Consider the following 19,957-nt stretch of genomic DNA (forward strand, 5'->3'; position numbering starts at 1 on the left):
TGTCGATTTACGGGAAACGCGGGAACTGACCGAAGTCTGGGTCGCGTTTTTCTTTGAAAGCGTCGCGTCCTTCTTTCGCTTCGTCTGTCGTGTAGTAGAGAAGCGTCGCGTCGCCGGCAAGCTGTTGAAGTCCTGCAAGTCCGTCCGTGTCGGCGTTCATCGCTGCCTTCAAGAAGCGAAGTGCCGTCGGAGAGTGTTGCAAGATCTCTTGGCACCATTGAATCGTCTCGGCTTCAAGTTGCTCGAGTGGGACGACCGTGTTGACGAGTCCCATGTCAAGTGCTTGCTGTGCGTCGTATTGACGGCAGAGGTACCAGATTTCGCGTGCTTTCTTGTGGCCGATGATGCGAGCCAAGTAACCTGAACCGTAACCGGCATCGAACGAGCCCACTTTTGGTCCGGTTTGACCGAAACGGGCGTTGTCGGCTGCAATCGTCAAGTCACAGACGACGTGCAAGACGTGTCCGCCACCAATCGCATAACCGGCTACCATGGCGATGACGGGTTTCGGGATGACGCGAATCAAGCGTTGAAGGTCGAGGACGTTCAAGCGTGGAATCTCGTCGTCACCGACGTAGCCGCCGTGGCCGCGTACTTTTTGGTCGCCGCCTGAGCAGAAGGCTTGATCGCCTTCACCAGTCAAGATGATGGCACCGACTTCTTTATCGTCACGGGCGCGTGCGAACGCGTCGATGAGCTCGTTGACTGTGAGTGGACGGAACGCGTTCCGTACTTCCGGGCGGTTGATGGTGATTTTGGCGATGCCGTTCCACTTCTCGTACTTGATATCTTCGTACGTGCGGACCGATGTCCAGTTTGCTACTGATTCCATTTAAATTCCCCCTAAAATCAATTTCTCTATCATTGTACCAAATTTTTGGGCATTCTCGACATGTGGAGCATGAGATGCGTCCGAAATTTCATGAATTTCAATATCGGGACGAATGACTCTCATATTCCGGGCGATCTGTTGAAATTTAATGTCATGTTCCCCGACGATTAAATCGGTGCGGGGCAAACGGTCAAGGCACGACCAAAGCGACGGCATGCTACCCGTCCCGATAGAGCGGAGGCTGTCCGCGAGTGCGGCTGGATGTTGGGCCAACCGCTCAGGACGAAGGGCGGCACGCATCTCATCAGTCTGATGCCAAAGTGGAAGCTGTTCCCAACGGTCGACGAAAGCCTCCAGTCCTGCTCGCTCGATGAATTCGGCGAGTTGTTCGTCTTGAAGCCGGCGTTGTCGACGTTCGGCCGCACTGAGCCCGGGCGTCGTGCTGATCCCAATGAAATGGGTGACCCGATCATCATGGGCGGCGAGTGTCATGCCGATACGTCCGCCGAGCGAGTAACCGACGACCGTCCACGGACCTTTGTCCGTATCGAGTAGCGTCGACAAGTCCCTCACCTGTTGACTCATCTTGGCACGCTTGATCGGCTGATGGCCCGTTTCACCATGTTGCAACAGTGTCGGGGCGACGAGTCGGACGGGTAGTTCTGGGAAGCGGGAAAGCCATCCCGCGTTTCCTGTGAAGCCGTGCAACAGCAAGACCGGCCGGCCGTTGCCGCGTTCGAGCACCTCGTATGAGACGCCTCGCAGCGAACGCATCACGACTCATTCCCCGTCGCCAAGCGGTCCGTGAGCGAAGCAGTCCAACGACGGTGCTCCGCCACGTTCGTCGTACGGTCGGATGGGAATTCGATGAGTTGGACGCCCGCCTCGATGGCGGCCGTGACGTCTTCAGGCTGCTCGAGCCGTTGATAGCTGAGCCCGTATGTGTCAGCGAATCCACGTAGATTCAACTGCAGCGGCGTCCCGAACAAGTCCTCGAACATTTGCGGTGCGATCGAAGCTTGGGGCAAGAAGGAGAAGATGCCGCCCCCGTCGTTGTTGACGACGACGATGGAGAACGAACCTGGATGCGATTTGACGAGCTGGAGCGCGTTGCTGTCATGATAAAATGCCAAGTCGCCAATCAACAGGGCGGCCTTGTCCGTATCGTGGCAGGCACCGAGCGCGCTCGAGATGATGCCGTCAATCCCATTCGCCCCGCGGTTGGCGACGACGTCAATCGACTGACCGGCTGAAAGTGTCGTATCGATATCACGAATCGGCATGCTATTGCTGACGAAGATGCGTTCGAGACGTGACGCTAGCAAATGACGCGTCAATGCACTTTCTCCGCTCAAAGCAGGTTTCGCGGATTCAGTGATCTGTTCGAACAACACGAACCGATCGAATAAGTCGGCGTCATAGTTTTTGTTGATGGCGGCTACATAATCAATCGCATCGCCATACACGACCGTAGCATGATTTGACGGGTCGCGGAACGAACCCGGTTGCTCAATCAAGACGCACGGGACATCCTGGAGCCACTGATTCAATCGTTTCGAGACGGGAGCGGCACCGAAGCGGACGACCGTGTCAGGCGTCCATTCCGTCCGATGCTCGCTCGCGAGCCACGTGTCGTAGTTCGTTAGCACGTGGTCAAACCGTCGCATCCCGCTCAACGGGTCGGCAAAAATCGGGATGTGATACGTCCGTGCTGTCTCATAAATCGGCTCAAGCCATGACGCCGGTGTGCCGGGACCGACGACGAAAGCGAGACGTTCGACAGAAATGTTTCGTTTGAACAGGTTTACATCACCGGCTGTCGGCTTGAGATAAGTCGGTTCAGACAAGGCGGCCTTCCCCTCAAGCAGTGATGTTAAGCATTCGATATCCGGCACTAACGGCTCACGGAACGGGATGTTCATGTGGACCGGTCCGAACGGTGCATGCAGGCTCGTCCGGACGAGCCGGGTCACCGCTTGTTCCATATAGCGTTGGCTGGTGACTTCAGGAACTGGGAGATCGATGCTCGCTTTGACGTGCTCCCCGTATAGTCGGACTTGATCGATTGCTTGAGGAGCGCCGACGTTCCGGAGCTCGTGCGGACGGTCTGTCGTCAATACGATGAGCGGCAACTGCGAGATGTTCGCCTCGGCCACCGCGGAAAAGTAGTTGGTCGCGGCGGTGCCACTCGTGCAGATGAGCGCGACCGGTCGTAACGATGAGGTGGAGCGGGTCAAGCCGAGAGCGAAGAAGGCGGCCGAACGTTCATCGACGATGATATGATGACGGACGCTCGGATGAAGATAAGCGGCCATGGCCAGCGGGGTCGAGCGCGAACCGGGACTGATGACGATATCCTCGACGCCTTGTTCGACGAGCCGGTTCATCATCTGGGCGACCCAATCCGTTAACGTTTCATTCATGCTTGATTGCCTCCTGCGCTTACTTTGTCCAATCCGAGTGCTTGCTTGATTGGACTGAGCTTGATTTCCGTCTCGGCGAGTTCCGCTTCGAGTTCAGACTCTTGGACGATTCCACAGCCTGCGTATAGCGCCACGAATTGGTGATGCACGAGGGCGGACCGGATCGAGACGACGAACTCGCCTTCTCCTTCTGTATTCAACCAACCGAACGGCGAACCGTACCATCCGCGGTCGAACCGCTCAATCTCACGCAATAAGCGGACAGACGTCCGTTTCGGTGAACCGCCGAGCGCAGGGGTCGGGTGAAGCGACTCGATGATGGACAGCAAGGACGCGTTCGTATCGAGTGTCGCTTGAATCGGTGTATGCAGATGGAACACCGAGCGATTTTCTAATATACGCGGCGTTTCGGGTGCTTTGATAGTAGCCGCGTATGGAGTGAGGGCGTTTTTAATGTCCTTCACGACGATTTGATGCTCATCTAAATTCTTGGCATCGTGCAACAGCGTCTGTTTGGCTACATCCGCCTCGATTTCTGTGTCCGGTCGTTTAATCGTTCCGGCGATGGCTGCCGTTTCGATGTACGGCCCTTGTTTTTTGACGAGGCGCTCCGGGGTCGCCCCGAAAAAGCCGATTTCTCGCTTCGGTTGATATAAGAAGACGTAACTGCCCGTTTGATGTTCTGACAAATGGCGTAACGTCGTCGCGAACGGGAACGGCTCTTCTGATGTTTGATAAATCTCTTCACGGGCGATGACGATTTTCTCGACGCGTTCTTCCGAGATGTTCAGTTTGGCTTGTTGGAAGCTCGACTTGAAGTGGTCGACGCCATCTTTCACTTGAGAGTAGGTCGGTGCCTGCTCGTCGGGAGCGTGCAACGCGTTGAACTGGGCGAGCTGATCGGCCAATTGAATCAAATATTGTTCGACCGAACGTTTCGCGGAGACGAGCGTCGAGACGGTCAACGTATGTTTGTCACCCGAACGGCGATATAAAAATTTAGGCACGACCAATGACGCTTCACCGAACGCTTCCCACATATTTTTCTGGGGGCGGATGAACGTGTCGAACGAGAAGCCCGAGAACGCATAAATGACCGCATCGACGTCCCGGCGGTGCAGGCTCCAATCATATTGCAACCGTTGGAACCGTTCCGGGCCAGAAGCCGTCAACACGAGCGCATCGGCACATCCGAGCATCTCGAGGGAGCGGTCGGGTGTCGAAAAATAATAATGGGATGTTTCCGTGTTTTGAATGATATGAAACGCATCGAACGAAGGGATCTCCCACGTGTAAGAGGCCAAGACCGGCCGTTGCCAAGCACGTGCCCGTTTATGGGCTTGCTCGATTCGTTGTTTAATGTGTGTTTGAGTATCTGGCATGTAAGAAAAGCCTCCTCAATCCAATGGAATTCTCATTCTTTAGTGTATCATGACTTCACGGCAGAACTGGCCGTCAAATGCTCGGGAAAGTGAAGGGAACCGTTCGAGCGACGGGCATTGACAGATTTTTTTAAAGAGACGTAAACTAACGAAGGGAGGGAAGTGCATGAAGAAGAGAGAGAAAGGTGCCTATTGGCGCATGATTCGTCCGCACACATTGACGGCGAGCTTCATACCGGTGCTGTTAGGGACGTTCATCGTCCTCGGGCAAGTCGAATTGAAATGGGGACTGTTCCTGGCGATGCTCATCGCCTCGGTCTTGATTCAAATCGCGACGAATTTATTCAATGAGTATTACGATTATAAGCGCGGGCTCGACCATGAAGGGTCGATTGGAATCGGCGGTTCAATCGTACGCGATGGATTCACATCGGGCCAAGTGCTCGGGATTGCCCTTGGGATGTACGGGGTAGCGGCCGTGCTCGGTCTTTATATCGCCGCTTCGACGAGCTGGCACTTGATTTGGATCGGTGTGTTGTCGATGGTCGTCGGGTTCCTCTATACAGGAGGTCCGCTTCCCATCGCCTATACGCCGTTCGGTGAACTCGTCGCCGGTCTGTTCATGGGGTATGTCATTATCGGGATTTCAGGATACCTCCAAATCGGAACGGTGACGACGGAGCTGTTGCTCGTGTCGTTCCCGATGGCGATTTTAATCGGGGCCATCTTGCTCGCGAACAATATTCGCGACTTAGATAACGACAAAGTGAACGGGCGCAAAACGATTGCCTGTCTCGTCGGACATCGACGTGCGGTTCTCGTCTTAGCCGGATTCTTTATCGCGGCGTTGATTGGCATTATCGTCGCTGTCGTCGGGTTTGGCGTGACGCCTTGGGTGCTGTTGTCACTCTTGACCATTCCGATTATGATTCGGGCGGTGAAACGCTTTTGGGTCAAACAGGAACCGGCTCAATTGATGCCAGCGATGGCGATGACCGCAAAAGTGAACACGTTGTTCGGTGCTTGGATGGTCATCGGTTTGATGGTCGCGCGATTCAACGCGTAAATAAAAGGAGGGAACCATATGTCAGTCGTTCAAGAAATGTTAGCGTTCAATGAAAAATTCGTCTCGGAGAAACAATACGAAGAGTTCGTCTCGGACAAGTTCCCCGATAAGAAAATTGTCATTTTAACATGTATGGATACACGTCTGACGGCGTTACTGCCGAAAGCTCTCGGTTTGAAAAACGGGGATGCTAAAATCATAAAAAATGCGGGTGCTGTCCTATCGCATCCGTTCGGTTCGGTCATGCGTTCCATTCTTGTCGCGCTGTATGCGCTCGGAGCGGAAGAAGTCATCGTCATCGGGCACTATGATTGCGGGATGGCGGCCATCGACCCGAACGCGGTCATCGGCGAAATGGAGCGTCGCGGAATCGAACCGCAAACGCTCCAGACGCTCAAATCGTCGGGTATGGATTTGGAGAAGTGGTTACACGGGTTTGACTCGGTCGAAGCGAACGTCGTCAACTCGGTCAGTCTCATCAAAAACCATCCACTCTTGCCACCGGGCACGAACGTCCACGGATTCGTTATCGATCCGGCGACGGGACGTCTCGATGTCGTCGAAGCATAACGCAAAAGGCGGTCTCTGCAGAGACCGCCTTTTTTGGTTACCCGTATGTGTTGACGGGAATGTCTTTATACTCGTCCTCGTCCGAATCTTTCGATTTGGACTTTTTGTTTTTCTTAAAGTTTTTCTCGTACTCACGCTCGCTCGGCGTTTTGAAGAAACGTTGCCATGTGGCGTTGATTTCTGACCCAATCAAAATGATCATGCCGGTCAATTGTAACCAGAGCAACGTGACGATAATCCCCCCGAGTGAACCGTACGTCGAATCGTAGTTGCCGAAGTTCGAGACGTACAAGCTGAATCCGAGCGAGACGAGCTGCCAGGCGATGACGCCGAAGATCGCGCCTGGAATCGTGCTCTTCCAAAACACGTGTTGTTGAGGAGCAATCTTATAAAAGATCGAGAGCGTCAAAATCAAGATGAGTGTCGTCAACACGTAGCGGAACACGTTAATCAAGATGACGTCAGCCCCTGAGATGGGGATGAAGCGCATCAAAAAGTCGATGATTTGTGAACCGAACACGTTCGAGACGATGAGCAACAGTACGCCGACACCGAGCAAGAGCGTCATGCCGAGCGCGATGCCTTTGCTGACGAAGAAGTTTCGTTCGTTGTCTTCCCCGTATGCGTGAATCGCCATGTTAATCAAACGTTCGACCCCTTTAGCGGCTGACCAAATCGCCAAAATCGCACCGATTGAGAGGAGTCCGCCGCGCGGTTCGCCAATCGCGTCAAAAATCCCGGTCAAAAATTCAGTCGCAGCCGCCCCAGGCGCCAAGTTGTTCAACTGTTCTTGGAACGACGCCTGCGAGATGTCGAAGAACGACAGCAACGCGAGAATGAAGATGATGCCCGGGAAAATCGATAAGAACCAAAAAAAAGCGAGCGTCGCGCCGTAATCTTGAACATCATGTTCTTTGAAGCGACGAAGCAGTTCCTTCCCGAAGGCGAACCAATTCTTTTTTTCTTTCACTTCTGTAGTATCCATGTATGAGCCTCCTGAATGTTATCGTTAGAAACTTTCTTTCCCGAAATGTCAGGAGGCTACACATAAAATCAGTCTTCGGCCAGCGTTTTATTGAAAAAGCGCTCGGTCTCGTTCGCGAGCAAGTCGGCGAGTGACGGCGGTCGTACCGGCAAATGGCTGAGCGCGCTGCGTTTCACCCACATCGGTGTGTATGAACCGTTCGTCTGTTCGGCTTGAAACTCTTCGCCTGTGCCGGTCCCGAATTCGCCACCGGTCACGCGGGCCCAATAATACGGGTTCAACTCACCGTTAAAAGCGACGTGAGCGGCGACCCCTTCGAGTTCGACGTGGACGCCGAGCTCTTCGAACGCCTCACGGACGGCCGTCTCTTCCGCGGTATGGCCGAATTCGACTCCGCCACCTGGGAAGACATAATACAAGAGGTTCTCTTTTTCTCGGCGAATGAGCGCGACTTCGTCATGTTCATTCACGAGGATGATGGCACTGCGTAATTTCGTTCTGACCAATGGAATCGTTCCTTTCGATTTCGAATCGTGAACAAAACGCATCGACTCGCGGCCGATGCGTTTTGGTTAATCTGCTGCTGGTTGTTCGAGTGATGCATACATATCAGGCGTCAGGCCATTATCGTGTGAGGCGATGACTTTCCCGGCGACGCGCATTCCGAGTCGGAGCGCATCCTCAATCGGATGACGTTTCATCAATTCGGAAATGACAGCGGAGAAGAACGAGTCACCGGCACCGGTCGAGTCGGCGACTTTCACTTTCGTCGTCGGGACGTGTCCTTGTTCGTTCGTGCGCAAATCGACATAGACCGCACCGAGTTCACTCATCGTGACGATTGTGAGCGGGGCACCTTTCATGGCGAGCACTTCAGCGACGCGTAACGCATCGTCCACCGTGACAATCGACATATCAGACAAAATCTCCGCCTCTTCACGGCTGCAGATGAAGCCGGTGAAGCCTTGAAGCAAGTGGCGGTTCCGTTCGATGACAGACAAATGGCCGCACACGCCGTAAAGCGGGAGTTTCATCTCGCGGCACAGTTCAATCGTCTCGTTCAGCACGTTGACCGACAAGTCGAGGTCTATGGCGACCGCCTGACTTTCGGCGAACACCGTATCGATGCGACGAAGGATACATTCTTCCATCATCGCCTCGTCCGGTTGCTTCGAGATTGACGTTTGAAGATCGCCGTTGTTATCCATGACGGCCAGCCACATGCCCATGCCGTTGTCGTCGAGCAAATCGACGTGATCGACGTTCACATTCAAACCGCGGAGTTCCTCGAGGACACCCATCCCGATTTGATCGTTCGTCACGGTCGACACGAAACGGACATCATTGCCGAGGACACCTAAATTTTGAGCGACGTTACGGCCGGTTCCGCCGTTTGAGAACGCGATGTCACCGACGTTCTTGGCATCTTTATGGAGCGGGGCGAACGAGGTTCCTTTAATATCGACAAACACTTTGCCGATTACTGCTATCGTATTCATACACTGTACCACCTTTAGCCAATCTTCCTAATCAGTTCCGGTCTAATTAGACACATTGTTTCAATTATAGCGAAATCGCCAACGGCTTTCAATGACGGTTTCGGAAAATGTCGAATTTTGTCAGTCCCATGATGTGCTGAGCAAGCGCAGGCCGTTCAAAATGACGAGGATGGTCGATCCTTCGTGCCCGACGACGGCGAATGGCATGACGAGCAATTCGAAGATGTTCGTCGCAATCAATATGAGGATGACCCCTAATGCGAACACGACGTTTTGGAGGACGACCCGATTCAACTTACGCGACTGTTTGATGGCCGAGCTTAGGCGGTTCAAGTCGTTCTTCATCAAGACGACGTCGGCCGTCTCGAGAGCGGCGTCCGTCCCTTCTCCCATCGCAATCCCGACATCGGCCGTCGCGAGGGCAGGGGCGTCGTTAATCCCGTCACCAATCATGCCGATGCTGCCATACTCTTGTTTCAATCGTTTAATGTGCTCGACTTTCTCTTCCGGAAGACACTCGGCGATATAGCGGGTCAAGCCGGCCTCGGAGGCGATGGCGCGTGCTGTTGCCTCGTTGTCACCCGTGATCATGATGGTGGCGATGCCGAGGTGGTTGAGTCGCTCGATCGCTTGCTTGGCCTCGGGACGCAACGTGTCTCGAAGCGCGAACGCCCCAATTGTCTTCTCTTCGTCACTGATGAATACGAGTGTATGGCCGGCCGCTTTCAAACGTTCGACTTCGTCGCTGAAAAAGTCGTGGCTGCGATCGGCGAATTTCTGTTTACCGACCCGGTAAGCGACACCGTCGATGGTCGCTTCAATCCCAGACCCGGTCACGTCTTTAAAGTGTTCCATCGCCCCCGTATAACTGCCCGTGTACTGAACGAGCGCCTCGGCGAGCGGATGCATCGAATGTTCTTCAATCAAGCTGACAATGCGATACACGTGTTCTTGTGTCGTATTGGGATGAATCAACGCCGCTTGGACTTCTGGTTTACCGATTGTGAGCGTACCGGTCTTATCGAACGCGACGGCTTTCAAACGTCCCATATTTTCGATATGGACGCCGCCTTTGAATAAAATCCCGTGTTTAGCAGACGAGGCAATGGCTGCGAGTGCGGCCGGCGTGATGGCGGCAACGAGGGCACACGGCGAAGCGACAACGAGAAGGATCATCCCGCGGTAAATGCTCGTCTCGAGCGACCATGACGTCAATACCGGGCCGAGCAAGATGATTGCCGTGACGGAAGCGAGCACGACTTGAACGTAGCGTCCCTCGTACCGGTCGATGAACTGGGCGGACGGTGATTTTTCTTCTTGAGCTTGCTGGACCATTTGAATGATTTTTTGGAACAATGTCTCTGTGGCGAGCTTTGTCACTTCAAGCGTCAAGACACCGTTCAAGTTTACACTTGATCCATATACCTCATCGCCGACGTTTCGGTCGACTGGAATCGATTCACCGGTGATGGCGGCTTCCTCAATCGAGGCGCTACCTTTCAAAATCCGACCGTCGACCGGGATGCGCTCGCCGGGTCTTACGTAGATGTGGTCACCGACGCGCAGTTCGTCGATATGGACGACCTCGAGGCCGCCCGAGCTGTTCAATCGGGTCGCTTGCTCAGGTTGGAGTTCCATGAGCGATTCAAGAGCACGCTCATTTTTATTCATCGTATACGTCTCAAGAGCGCCTGATAACGCGAAGATGAAGATAAGGATGGCGCCTTCCATCCAGTACCCGATTGAAGCGGCACCGATGGCGGCGATAATCATGAGTAGCTCGACGTTCAAGGAGCGCGTCTCCCATGTATCGGTCAAGCCTTCCTTGGCTTTGGCATATCCGCCGATTAAAAAGGCAGTCAAATACAGAGTGACGTAGAGCGCAGGAGCTCCGTCTTGTCTTTCCGCGATATATGCGAGTACAATCAATACACCACTGATGAGCGCCATGATGAGCTCGATATGTTCGACCCAGCTGGCCCGTTTGAAGACGTGGCTTTTTTCGTGTGTGACGGTTGATGTGTTCATGTGAGCACCTCTTTCTAATTGAGAATATATATCATTTAAATGATAATGAATGAGGATGATTATCATTATCCGTTGTTGATATTATTAGGTTTAACGTGATTTAAAGGTGAATACCTTATTTATAATGATTATCGTGTAAGTCTATTTTAGCACCAAACGTAAGCACTCTCAAACTAAAAGATTAAGGAGTTTTTGTGTCATGCCGAATGTATTTCAACGTCCTTGGACGGTCACGTTCTTAGCCCTGTTCAACACGTTTTTATGGGGGAGCGCCTTTCCGTTCATCAAACTGAGCTACGAAGCGCTCGATATCCAGGAACACGAATACGGCCAACAGCTGTTCTTTGCCGGGGAGCGCTTTTTATTGGCCGGTCTGCTCTTACTCGTCATCAGTCGACTCGTCTTCAAGCGCCCGATTCGCTTAACTGCTGAAAAGCTAAAGGCGTATGCGCATTTAGGGGCATTTCTGACGTTCTTACAATATTTGTTCTTCTATGTCGGACTTTCCATCTCGACGGGGGTGCAGGGCTCGATTATCGCGGGATCGACGTCATTTTTCCAGATGGCACTCGCTCATTTTCGTTATGAGGATGATCGCTTGAATCGCTTGAAAGGGATTGCCCTTACGCTCGGATTCTCCGGAATCGTCATCGCCAACTGGCCGACGGCAAGCACGGAAGTCGGGTTTGGGATTGGAGAGATTCTGCTGATTCTGGCGATGATCTCAGGTGCGTTCGGGAATTTGGTTGCAAAAGATTATTCGCGCTCGCATGACGTCGCTCCGATGACGGCTTGGGCGATGGTAATTGGCTCGCTCGGACTACTCATCGTCGGTTACGTGCTTGCGCCAGGGGATGTGTTCCTGCCTTACACCGTGACGACCCTCTTCTTCTTGTTGTATCTCGCCCTCTTGTCGGCGGTCGGGTTCACATTATGGAATACGCTGATGAAATATAATCCGGTCAGCCGGGTATCGCTCTATATGTTCTTTGTTCCCTTATTCGGTGTCGTCCTATCGAGCGTGTTACTCGGGGAGACGATTCCATGGAACGCGCTCGTCGGGTTGTTGTTCGTCATCGCTGGGATTTATCTCTCCACATATTTTCAAGGACGAGCGAATCGAGGAGTGCGATGACAAAGTGAGGGAGAGGCATGGTTGACGGAATCTTGTTCCCATGGCAAAATATATTAAAAATTCTGAATTCTTTCAGTTGAAATCGGTCTTCGTTGTAAAGACTTGCGTGCGAATCGAAAAGAAAGGAGGGTGCTACCGTGGCAAGAAATCCAATCGTCCGAAACATACTCATCTCTCGCCAACCGCGAGACGAGTATGTCAAATACGTGATGAAGTGCGTAAGTCGCGGGTTGAAGGAACATCATGAGCAAGTGGACGCGCGTGCTATGAGGCATGGCGAAGACATTCAGACGAAATGGCAAATCAATGACCGAGTCATTGAAGTCACAATCAAGTCCGACGTGTTGGCCTCGCTCGAGACGGAACCGTTCGCGCTCGATGAGGTGTTCATGCGGGCGTTCGAACGAAACGATGTCAGGCTCGGTCCGGTGAAAGAATAACGTGAAAAAGGGAGGGTCTCCGCCGAGACCCTCCCTTTTAGACGTCAATTGGCTTGGCTTTCGCCGTGAACAAACTGACGGCCAAAATTCCAAGAATGAGCGCGTACATCAAGAAATACACTTCTTTTGGTAATGCGATCCAAAACGCGCCAATCATCGGTCCGCTAATCGAACCGACGCTGAAGGAGATACTATAGAGCATATTGCCGGTCGGTAACAACGAACGTGGCAATACTTCCGTCATATGGGCCAGTCCGAGCGAATATGTCGAGCCGAGCCCGGCGCCGGCGAGTGCGAACAAGACGAGGAGCCAGGCATAATGATCGACGGCCAGGTTGGCGATCGCGAAGACGAGTGTACCGAGTGTTAAAACGATTTGAAGGATCCGCTTTTTCCCGAAGTGATCGGCGAGCCGACCGAGCGGTAATTGCACGATAATCGAGGTGACGATGAACGTCGTGATAAGCGTACTCGTCTGCGTGAGCCCGATATCGTTGCGGACTGTGAAAATCGGTAAGTTGGCATTCAAGCTCGCTTCAAGGAACCCATATGTAAAAGCAGGTAAGAGCGTATACCCGCCGCCGATGAGGACGAGTCGGATGCGTCCTTTCGAGTCGGTCTTCACTTTCTCGGCCTCAGGATACTCATTGTCAACCTTGAAGATCAAGAACAAGGATGCGAGACAAAAGATGATTAAGACGAGGAACGGCAGCCAAAAGTGAAGGTCGACGAGCGGCGCGATAAGCGGACCGACCGCGAAACCGAGGCTGAACGCCATCCCGTAATACGCCATTGCCCGACCCAGGCTCCGCTTGTCGCTCGCGGATGTGACCCACACTTGGGATCCGTAATGGAGCGCTGAATCACCGAAGCCGATGACGAAACGCATGAGCGCCCACATGAGCAGTGACGGCCAGAGCGGCAAGAAGAACGTAGCGAGCGCCGTCAAGATGATGCCAAGGACGATGGTCGGACGAAACCCGTACTTGCGGACGAACCGTTCGAGTAGCGGGGCGGAGACGATGACCCCGAGATAGAGCATGGTCGCGTTCAACCCGTTCAACCAGGCCGGGTTGCCATCCCGTTCGATAAGTGTCGACAAAAGCGGGATGAGCGCACCTTGAATCAAGCCGGAGATAAAGACGACAAGTAATAAAATCGAAAATCGAAAGCGTTGCATAGTTCACCTCATCATTGATTGCATAGTAAAAAGCTGAGAAGAGTCTCAGCTTTTTGGCTCGTCAATCGGTTGGGGTACATGGTTCAAGTGTAAGAGTTCATCGTCCCAACTGCCTTGACTGAATACTTCATCACGGTCTACTTTGTCTGAAACGAATGCGGCTGTCAATAAGATGCTGAGCACACCACCGAAAATGATGATGGCCATGACGGTGATCATAAATACATAGATGGCAGTCATCTTCAAACACCTCGATTCGGTTTATATAATGAATATTTCCCGAATCGAAGCAATTAAAACGGTTCGGCCACGCGTTCTCGGAAGTTCACGTCAGGATAATACGCTTGCTTGACGAGCGCGTTCGGACCGAGACATTTCACGGCCGGGCAGTGGCAGGACAGCGTGGCGTTCAAACTGCTGTTCGTCCATGCTTCATACGCGTCCTGGAACGAAGTGTCATACAACGTCCCGAGCGTGCCGAGCTCATCACCGAAGTCGGTGACGATGATTTGGCCGTCGAAGATGTTCGTGTTGAGGCGCGAGCGGCCATCCGGGTCATTTCGTACGGTGACGTTCTTCGCCTCGTGGAGCCGCTTCAATAAAGCGCGGTCTTCCGGCAAGTCGGAGCAAGCATAAAACGGTAACGTCCCGAACAGCATCCACACGTTCTCGTCCCGGACGTCGAGCAGGTCGTGAATGGCCTGGCGGGTGTCAGGGAGTGATGCCGACTCGAGCGCACTTGCGAAATCGGCAGGGTACATGGGGTGCACTTCATGACGTTGACAGCCGAGTGCGACGATTTCTTCATGGATTTCCTTCAAGTGCGGAATCGTCCGTTTGTTGAGCATCGTCTCGGCCGATACGATCACACCCTCGGCCGTGAGCGCACGGGCGTTGTCTTTCATCGCCTGAAGCATCTTCAAACGTGCCTCCGCGCTCGGTTTCCGGTCCATCATCGCGAAACCGCCCTCTAAGAAGTCGGCGTCAGTCCCCCAGTTATGCGAAATGTGCAAAACGTCGAGGTAAGGGGTAATAAGATGGTAGCGAGCGAGCGGGAGTGTCAAGTTCGAGTTAATTTGCGTGCGGGCTCCCCGTTCCTTCGCGTATTTCAGAAGAGGGACGACATAGTTCCGCACCGACTTCATCGACAGCATCGGTTCGCCACCCGTAATCGAGAACGCGCGCAAGTGCTCGATCTCGTCGAGACGCGAGATGAGTAGCTCGAGCGGGACTTCGGGCTCTTCCGTCTGGTCGAGCATATAGCCGACCGCGCAATGTTCGCAGCGCATGTTGCATAGCTTGGTCGTCGTCACTTCGACATTCGAAAGGACGAGGCGACCGAACTCGGTTTGATCGAGGTATGCTTCCCACGGATCAAACGTTGTCGAGATGTTTTGCATATCAATTCCACCTTTTCATCAAGTCACACGAAATAGTATGCTATAATAACAACTCTTTGTCACGAACCAAAGGAGCGATCACGAGATGGGTAAATCACGAACAGATACGGCAGGAAAAATGAACGTGTTAAAATCGAGAACGGAATTGCTGTGCTTATCAGTCAATACGTTGGACGAATTCACGACGCCAGAGGATTTGCATCGATTGTTAGCTGATATTGATTCCTTACGTGCGAAAGTCGTACGTTACGCCAAAGATTTAGAACAAGTATCTCGAAAGGATGAAACACATTGAAACTGATCGTAGGAGAATACACAAGCGCCCAAGCCGAGCGGCTAGGCATTAACGGAGAGGGCATCGCGACGATTGATCGTATGGTCATCTTCATCCCGAACTTATTGCCAGGAGAGAAGGCGAAAGTTGAAATCACGCGCGTCGAGCGGAACTACGCCGAGGCACGCGTCATCAAGCGCGACAATGATTCACCGGACCGGGTCAAGCCACCATGTCCAATTTATGACGAGTGTGGCGGTTGCCAGATTCAACATATGAGTCCGAGCCTGCAGATGGATTATAAAGAAGAAATCGTCCGCAACGCGTTCCGTCAAAAGACGAAATTGAACGTCGACAAGTCGGATATCCGTGGTACGAAAGGGATGGACAAACCTTGGTATTACCGCAACAAATCGCAATTCCCGCTCTCGACGCGCCGCGGTGAAATCGTGTCAGGGCTCTACAAGCCGAACACGAATGAGCTCGTGCCAATCGAACACTGCATGGTGCAGCAACGCGACACGACGAACATCAACAACGCCATCGTCCGTATTTTAAATGAACTTGATATCCCAGTATACGATGCGCGCCGTGACGTCGGTTTTGCCCGTACCGTCATCGTCCGCTCGGGCTATAAGACGGATGACGTTCAAGTCGTACTCGTCGTCGGGAATGAAGATGTCCCGCGTTTGGACGAACTGAGTGACCGCATCATGGCGTTGCCGAACGTCGTGTCGTTCCACTTGAATATTAACTCGAACCGTTCAGGCGTCATCTTCGGGTACCGCACGGTTCATATCGCCGGGCAAGACAAGATGGACGAACAGCTTGACGACGTCCATTACCACTTGTCACCGCGTGCGTTCTTCCAACTCAATCCGGCCCAGACGGAAGTCATGTATCGGGAAGTCGTCGAGGCGGCTGGACTGACGGGTGAAGAACGGGTCATCGATGCGTACGCTGGTGTCGGTTCAATCGGGCTATGGCTAGCGCCACATGCAAAAGAGATTCGCGGGATGGAAGTCGTCCCAGAAGCAGTCGAAGATGCGAATGCGCACATGCGCGAGAACGGGTTCAGCCATGCAACCTATGTTGAAGGCCGGGCCGAGCACTGGATTCCGCGCTGGGTCAAGGACGGTTGGATTCCAGATGTTATCGTCGTCGATCCGCCGCGCACAGGTGTGGATCATCAGCTCCTTAACGCAATGATCTCATCGAAAGCGAAACGCATCGTCTACGTGTCATGTAACCCGCAGACACTCGCACGGGATGCGGACCAACTCATGAAAGCCGACTATAAAATCAACTATATCCAGCCGTACGATATGTTCCCACAGACGGCGCACGTCGAGTCAATCGTCGTCTTCGAGAAGAAGAAAAAGAAAAAGTATTGACGGGGTTGTGAAAACGCTTGCAAAAACAGTGTTTTCACACTATAGTTCAGATGTCAGACTTCTTTTGATAAACGTTAAGAAGCGGAGGAACATCAGATGATCCCACAAGAAAAAGTGAACGAGCTTGTCCATAAAGCAATTGATGCACGCTCGCGTGCCTATACACCGTATTCGAAATTCAATGTCGGGGCCGTCGTCATTGATGAGACCGGCAAAGAAATTTTAGGTTGCAACGTCGAAAACGCTTCGTACGGGTTGTCGATGTGTGCAGAACGGACCGCCATCTTTAAAGCGGTATCGGAAGGCAGCAAGGCAATCGAGACGGTCGTTGTCGTTGGAGACACAGCGGGCCCAATCTCGCCGTGTGGCGCTTGCCGTCAAGTCATTGCCGAGTTTGCGAGTGACGACTTTACGTTGATTCTCGCGAACATGGCCGGAGAGACGAAAGTGATGACAAAAGAAGAGATGCTACCATACGGCTTCTCGCCAAAAGATTTAACGTGAAATAAAGATGCGGACGAATTCGTCCGCATCTTTATTTGTTGCCGTCATATTTTTTCTCGCTGGCTGAGTCGTCCTTCGAGTGTCGTTTCTGTTTTTCATCCTTCACTTTTTGGTTCAGCTCTTCCACCGGAATCGGGTCGACGGTCTCCATGCCCTCCTGGTCGAAGATGCTCTCCTTGTCGGTATCGACAGCATCCGGATTATCGAACGGTCGCTTTGACGGGTTCTGTGATTTCTTCATCCTCATCGCCTCCTTGTGTTGATTGTTATTCCACTCTGTTAAATTGTGTAAACGCTTTAGAAAATGGGTTTCGATTTTGCGGAACAGTGGAATTATCGGTACATAGTGACTAAGGAGGGGTATTCGGATGGATAAGAAAGTATTGATGGGCATCGTACTCGGGGTAGCCGGAGCTGCGCTCGTCGCGCCAAAAGTGGCAGCGCTCTTGACGCAAGACCGCGATGAGGATACATGGAGCAAAATGGATCGCATGGAAAGTGTCGACTCGGATAAAGATGAGGCGGAGGCTGGACTCACTCAGCTCGATTCGAACTATCGGGCCGAGTGGCAAGCGAACGGCTTTCCGCAGACGCACGCTGAGCGGGAGCGTCTCATGAATGAATCAGATGATGCCTATAAAGGGAAGGACATCTAAAAACAGACAGCCATCGCGGCTGTCTGTTTTTTAAATATCTTCGTCCGGTAAAAGGGGGAGCGTGAGTGTGACGGTCGTCCCGTTGCCGACTTCTGAGGCGAAGTGCATCGAGCCGCCGTGGCGCTCCATAATATGTTTGGCGATGGCGAGCCCGAGTCCGGTCCCGCCGTCTTCGCGTGTCCGTGACTTATTGACGCGATAGAATCGTTTCGTCAGCTGATCGAGGTCTTCTTTCGGGATGCCCCGGCCTTCGTCATGAATCTCGGTGACGGCATTGTTCGCGGTCGCATACGTCTTCACATGAATCGATTTGCCGGCTTCCGTATAGCGGAGCGCGTTATCGAGCAAATTCCCGACGACTTGCTCGAGTCGATCGTGGTCCCCGAGAATAATCAAGTCGAAGTCGAGGTCCGTCTCGATGGTGACGCCTTTCGCCCGCGCGATCGGCTCGAAGCGATAGAGAACGTCTTCGAGCACTTGCGAATAGACGACTGGTTCTTTCGTCATCGGATACGAATCACGCTCGAGTTGGGCCAAGTCGAGCAAATCGTTGACGAGTCGTTGCAACCGTTCGGTCTCGTTCTCGATAATCTCATAATATTGATTTTTCGTTTTCTCATCGAGCGACGGGTCTTGGAGCATCTCGGTATAACCACGAATATACGACAGTGGCGTCCGCAATTCGTGGCTCACGTTCGCCAAGAACTCTTTCCGTTGTTCTTCGACGAGACCGAGCGATTCGGCCATCCGGTTCAGTGTCTCGGCAAGCTCACCAATCTCATCATCGTAATAGATGGGGATGCGGTGCGAGAAATCACCTTTGGCATACACTTGGGACGCTCGTTTCATTTGAATCAGCGGTTGGATGATTGTATCGATAATCTGAGTGCCGAAAATGAGTAAGTTCACGATCATCAAGATGAGCAAGAACGTGATCATGAGCCGAATCGGTTGGAACGGTTCACTGATTTTACTCAGCTCCATATACAGGATGAGCGCATTATCGAGTTCGCCGTCTCGGATGAGCGGGAAGGCGGACATGAGGATGTCGACGTCTTCGGTCGGGTGTTTGCGGGTAACAGAAATCGCATAGCCGTCTTGCAACTTGGCGAGGTCCTGCTCCCGTAAAAACGTCTTGCCCGATCCGAGACTGTCTTCCCGGACGGACGAGAGAAACACTTTCGTCTCGGTCAGTTCGTTCGTGTACGTCATACTGTCGGAAAACGCGTCAGAGAAGCCGTCCGCCTTATAGATGGTGACGAGCTTCTCTCCGCGGTTGATGAGCAGTTCTTCTTGCGTCTGAATATAAAACTTGTCATACAAGTAAAACGTCATGATGATGAACACGAACGCGGAGAAGAGGCTTGCGGTCCAGATGGTGATCCAAATCCGCTTCCGGATCGTGTATTGCTTCATACGGTCGCCTCGAACTTATAGCCGATCCCCCAGACGGTTTGGATGTAGCCACCCGCTTCGCCGAGCTTGAGACGAAGTGTCTTGATATGGGTGTCGACCGTTCGGAGGTTACCGTGATACTCGGTACCCCAAATTTGGTCGAGCAATTGTTCACGCGAGAACACTTTCTCTTCGTTCGTGATGAACAAGTAGAGCAAATCGAACTCTTTCCGGGTCAAGTTGACCGTTTTGCCTTTCACGCTGACCGCACGGCCATCGATATCGATGGACAAGACTCCGGTATCGAACGTCGCTTCTTGTTCTTTCGAGAAATTATGCGTCCGACGAAGCGTCGCTTCGATTCGAGCGAGCAACTCGCGGGGGCTGAACGGCTTCGTGATATAGTCGTCCGCGCCAATCTTCAAGCCGTGGATGCGATCGAGTTCTTCTGAGCGGGCCGTTAGCATAATGATCGGCACGTTCGAGAACTCACGGATGCGCATGCATGCCGTGAGGCCGTCGAGTTCAGGCATCATCACGTCGAGCAGCACGAGGTGGAACGACTGTTCTTTCAATAAGTCGATTGCCTCGAGACCGTTCGTTGCTGTGACGGTCTCGTATCCTTCCTTCTCTAAGTTCGAAACGAGTAAATCCCGCATTTGCTCTTCATCATCGGTCACTAAGATGCGAAACGTTGGTTCTGACATTGGGCATTCTCCTTTACAAAACGGTTAACGAGGACGTGTGATAATTCCCTCATACTTCTATCATACCTATCTCTCCGAATTAGAACA

The 19,957-nt window shown here is 52.7% G+C and carries 22 protein-coding genes; 8 read left to right on the plus strand and 14 right to left on the minus strand.

Translation table 11 applies throughout. The annotated features are described in order from the left end of the window. Nucleotides 1-7: 7 nt before the first annotated feature. The 4 genes from menB to KNP72_RS10825 are packed head-to-tail and all read right to left on the minus strand — an operon-like array spanning nucleotide 8 to nucleotide 4,637. Entirely contained in the window at nucleotides 8-832 is an 825-nt protein-coding gene (gene menB / locus KNP72_RS10810) for a 1,4-dihydroxy-2-naphthoyl-CoA synthase (RefSeq protein WP_021067784.1), read from the minus strand. Then, nucleotides 833-1,606, minus strand: coding sequence for an alpha/beta fold hydrolase (locus tag KNP72_RS10815; RefSeq protein WP_214719923.1), 774 nt, complete (start codon nucleotides 1,604-1,606; stop codon nucleotides 833-835). After that, entirely contained in the window at nucleotides 1,606-3,255 is a 1,650-nt protein-coding gene (menD, locus tag KNP72_RS10820; protein ID WP_214719879.1) for a 2-succinyl-5-enolpyruvyl-6-hydroxy-3-cyclohexene-1-carboxylic-acid synthase, read from the minus strand. The genes KNP72_RS10815 and menD overlap by 1 nt, the downstream gene beginning before the upstream one ends. After that, nucleotides 3,252-4,637: an isochorismate synthase gene (locus tag KNP72_RS10825; protein ID WP_058765741.1), complete on the minus strand. Its 1,386-nt coding sequence runs from the start codon at nucleotides 4,635-4,637 to the stop codon at nucleotides 3,252-3,254. Before KNP72_RS10825 ends, menD begins: the two co-directional genes overlap by 4 nt. A 166-nt stretch (nucleotides 4,638-4,803) precedes the next feature. Here KNP72_RS10825 and KNP72_RS10830 point away from each other — a divergent pair, with 166 nt between their 5' ends. Next, nucleotides 4,804-5,703, plus strand: coding sequence for a 1,4-dihydroxy-2-naphthoate polyprenyltransferase (locus tag KNP72_RS10830; protein WP_214833235.1), 900 nt, complete (start codon nucleotides 4,804-4,806; stop codon nucleotides 5,701-5,703). A gap of 18 nt (nucleotides 5,704-5,721) precedes the next feature. Next, entirely contained in the window at nucleotides 5,722-6,273 is a 552-nt protein-coding gene (locus KNP72_RS10835; RefSeq protein WP_021067779.1) for a beta-class carbonic anhydrase, read from the plus strand. A gap of 37 nt (nucleotides 6,274-6,310) precedes the next feature. Here KNP72_RS10835 and KNP72_RS10840 read toward each other — a convergent pair whose 3' ends face one another. The 4 genes from KNP72_RS10840 to KNP72_RS10855 form a co-directional block, all read right to left on the minus strand. Next, nucleotides 6,311-7,258 (minus strand): YihY/virulence factor BrkB family protein, encoded by a 948-nt coding sequence (locus tag KNP72_RS10840; protein WP_214719882.1) that lies wholly within the window; start codon nucleotides 7,256-7,258, stop codon nucleotides 6,311-6,313. A gap of 68 nt (nucleotides 7,259-7,326) precedes the next feature. Continuing rightward, complete coding sequence (locus tag KNP72_RS10845; protein WP_214719883.1) at nucleotides 7,327-7,764, minus strand: NUDIX domain-containing protein; 438 nt, start codon at nucleotides 7,762-7,764, stop codon at nucleotides 7,327-7,329. A gap of 66 nt (nucleotides 7,765-7,830) precedes the next feature. Continuing rightward, nucleotides 7,831-8,757, minus strand: coding sequence for a carbohydrate kinase family protein (locus KNP72_RS10850; protein WP_021067776.1), 927 nt, complete (start codon nucleotides 8,755-8,757; stop codon nucleotides 7,831-7,833). Between the two features lie 120 nt (nucleotides 8,758-8,877). Beyond that, nucleotides 8,878-10,785: a heavy metal translocating P-type ATPase gene (locus KNP72_RS10855; protein ID WP_214833237.1), complete on the minus strand. Its 1,908-nt coding sequence runs from the start codon at nucleotides 10,783-10,785 to the stop codon at nucleotides 8,878-8,880. Between the two features lie 199 nt (nucleotides 10,786-10,984). On the opposite strand from KNP72_RS10855, the gene KNP72_RS10860 reads away from it, so the two are divergent. Both KNP72_RS10860 and KNP72_RS10865 read left to right on the plus strand, forming a co-directional pair. Continuing rightward, nucleotides 10,985-11,920 carry a DMT family transporter gene (locus KNP72_RS10860; RefSeq protein ID WP_214833239.1) on the plus strand — a complete coding sequence of 312 codons (936 nt, stop codon included), beginning with the start codon at nucleotides 10,985-10,987 and terminating at the stop codon, nucleotides 11,918-11,920. Nucleotides 11,921-12,057: 137 nt separating this feature from the next. Next, on the plus strand, nucleotides 12,058-12,360 hold the full coding sequence (locus KNP72_RS10865; protein WP_214719886.1) for a hypothetical protein: 303 nt from the start codon (nucleotides 12,058-12,060) through the stop codon (nucleotides 12,358-12,360). Nucleotides 12,361-12,397: 37 nt separating this feature from the next. Here KNP72_RS10865 and KNP72_RS10870 read toward each other — a convergent pair whose 3' ends face one another. Genes KNP72_RS10870 through yfkAB form a run of 3 tightly spaced genes read right to left on the minus strand, consistent with a single transcriptional unit; the run spans nucleotide 12,398 to nucleotide 14,940 of the window. Further along, nucleotides 12,398-13,540, minus strand: coding sequence for an MFS transporter (locus tag KNP72_RS10870; RefSeq protein WP_214833241.1), 1,143 nt, complete (start codon nucleotides 13,538-13,540; stop codon nucleotides 12,398-12,400). A 45-nt stretch (nucleotides 13,541-13,585) separates the two neighbouring features. Continuing rightward, nucleotides 13,586-13,780 carry a hypothetical protein gene (locus KNP72_RS10875; RefSeq protein WP_021067771.1) on the minus strand — a complete coding sequence of 65 codons (195 nt, stop codon included), beginning with the start codon at nucleotides 13,778-13,780 and terminating at the stop codon, nucleotides 13,586-13,588. Nucleotides 13,781-13,833: 53 nt separating this feature from the next. Continuing rightward, nucleotides 13,834-14,940, minus strand: a complete 1,107-nt coding sequence (yfkAB, locus tag KNP72_RS10880; protein ID WP_214833243.1) for a radical SAM/CxCxxxxC motif protein YfkAB — start codon at nucleotides 14,938-14,940, stop codon at nucleotides 13,834-13,836. 85 nt (nucleotides 14,941-15,025) lie between these two features. Between yfkAB and KNP72_RS10885 the strand changes: the two genes are divergently transcribed. From KNP72_RS10885 to KNP72_RS10895, 3 genes are all read left to right on the plus strand, one after another. Further along, nucleotides 15,026-15,235, plus strand: a complete 210-nt coding sequence (locus KNP72_RS10885) for a hypothetical protein (RefSeq protein WP_016510454.1) — start codon at nucleotides 15,026-15,028, stop codon at nucleotides 15,233-15,235. Further along, entirely contained in the window at nucleotides 15,232-16,608 is a 1,377-nt protein-coding gene (gene rlmD / locus KNP72_RS10890) for a 23S rRNA (uracil(1939)-C(5))-methyltransferase RlmD (RefSeq protein ID WP_214833245.1), read from the plus strand. Before KNP72_RS10885 ends, rlmD begins: the two co-directional genes overlap by 4 nt. Before the next feature lie 96 nt (nucleotides 16,609-16,704). Beyond that, nucleotides 16,705-17,112, plus strand: coding sequence for a cytidine deaminase (locus KNP72_RS10895; protein ID WP_021067768.1), 408 nt, complete (start codon nucleotides 16,705-16,707; stop codon nucleotides 17,110-17,112). 31 nt (nucleotides 17,113-17,143) lie between these two features. On the opposite strand, the gene KNP72_RS10900 is transcribed toward KNP72_RS10895, so the two are convergent. Then, the gene (locus KNP72_RS10900; RefSeq protein ID WP_031200364.1) at nucleotides 17,144-17,359 is read right to left on the minus strand and encodes a hypothetical protein; all 216 of its coding nucleotides are present in this window, start codon (nucleotides 17,357-17,359) and stop codon (nucleotides 17,144-17,146) included. Between the two features lie 121 nt (nucleotides 17,360-17,480). Here KNP72_RS10900 and KNP72_RS10905 point away from each other — a divergent pair, with 121 nt between their 5' ends. Further along, nucleotides 17,481-17,768: a hypothetical protein gene (locus KNP72_RS10905; protein ID WP_214719892.1), complete on the plus strand. Its 288-nt coding sequence runs from the start codon at nucleotides 17,481-17,483 to the stop codon at nucleotides 17,766-17,768. 30 nt (nucleotides 17,769-17,798) lie between these two features. On the opposite strand, the gene KNP72_RS10910 is transcribed toward KNP72_RS10905, so the two are convergent. Next, on the minus strand, nucleotides 17,799-19,184 hold the full coding sequence (locus KNP72_RS10910) for a sensor histidine kinase (RefSeq protein ID WP_214715458.1): 1,386 nt from the start codon (nucleotides 19,182-19,184) through the stop codon (nucleotides 17,799-17,801). Continuing rightward, a complete protein-coding gene (locus tag KNP72_RS10915) occupies nucleotides 19,181-19,870 on the minus strand; it encodes a response regulator transcription factor (protein WP_021067764.1) in 690 nt (229 codons plus the stop codon). The genes KNP72_RS10910 and KNP72_RS10915 overlap by 4 nt, the downstream gene beginning before the upstream one ends. Between the last annotated feature and the right edge of the window lie 87 nt (nucleotides 19,871-19,957).

Source organism: Exiguobacterium sp. s152, from assembly GCF_018618335.1.
Taxonomy (GTDB): Bacteria; Bacillota; Bacilli; order Exiguobacteriales; family Exiguobacteriaceae; genus Exiguobacterium; species Exiguobacterium chiriqhucha.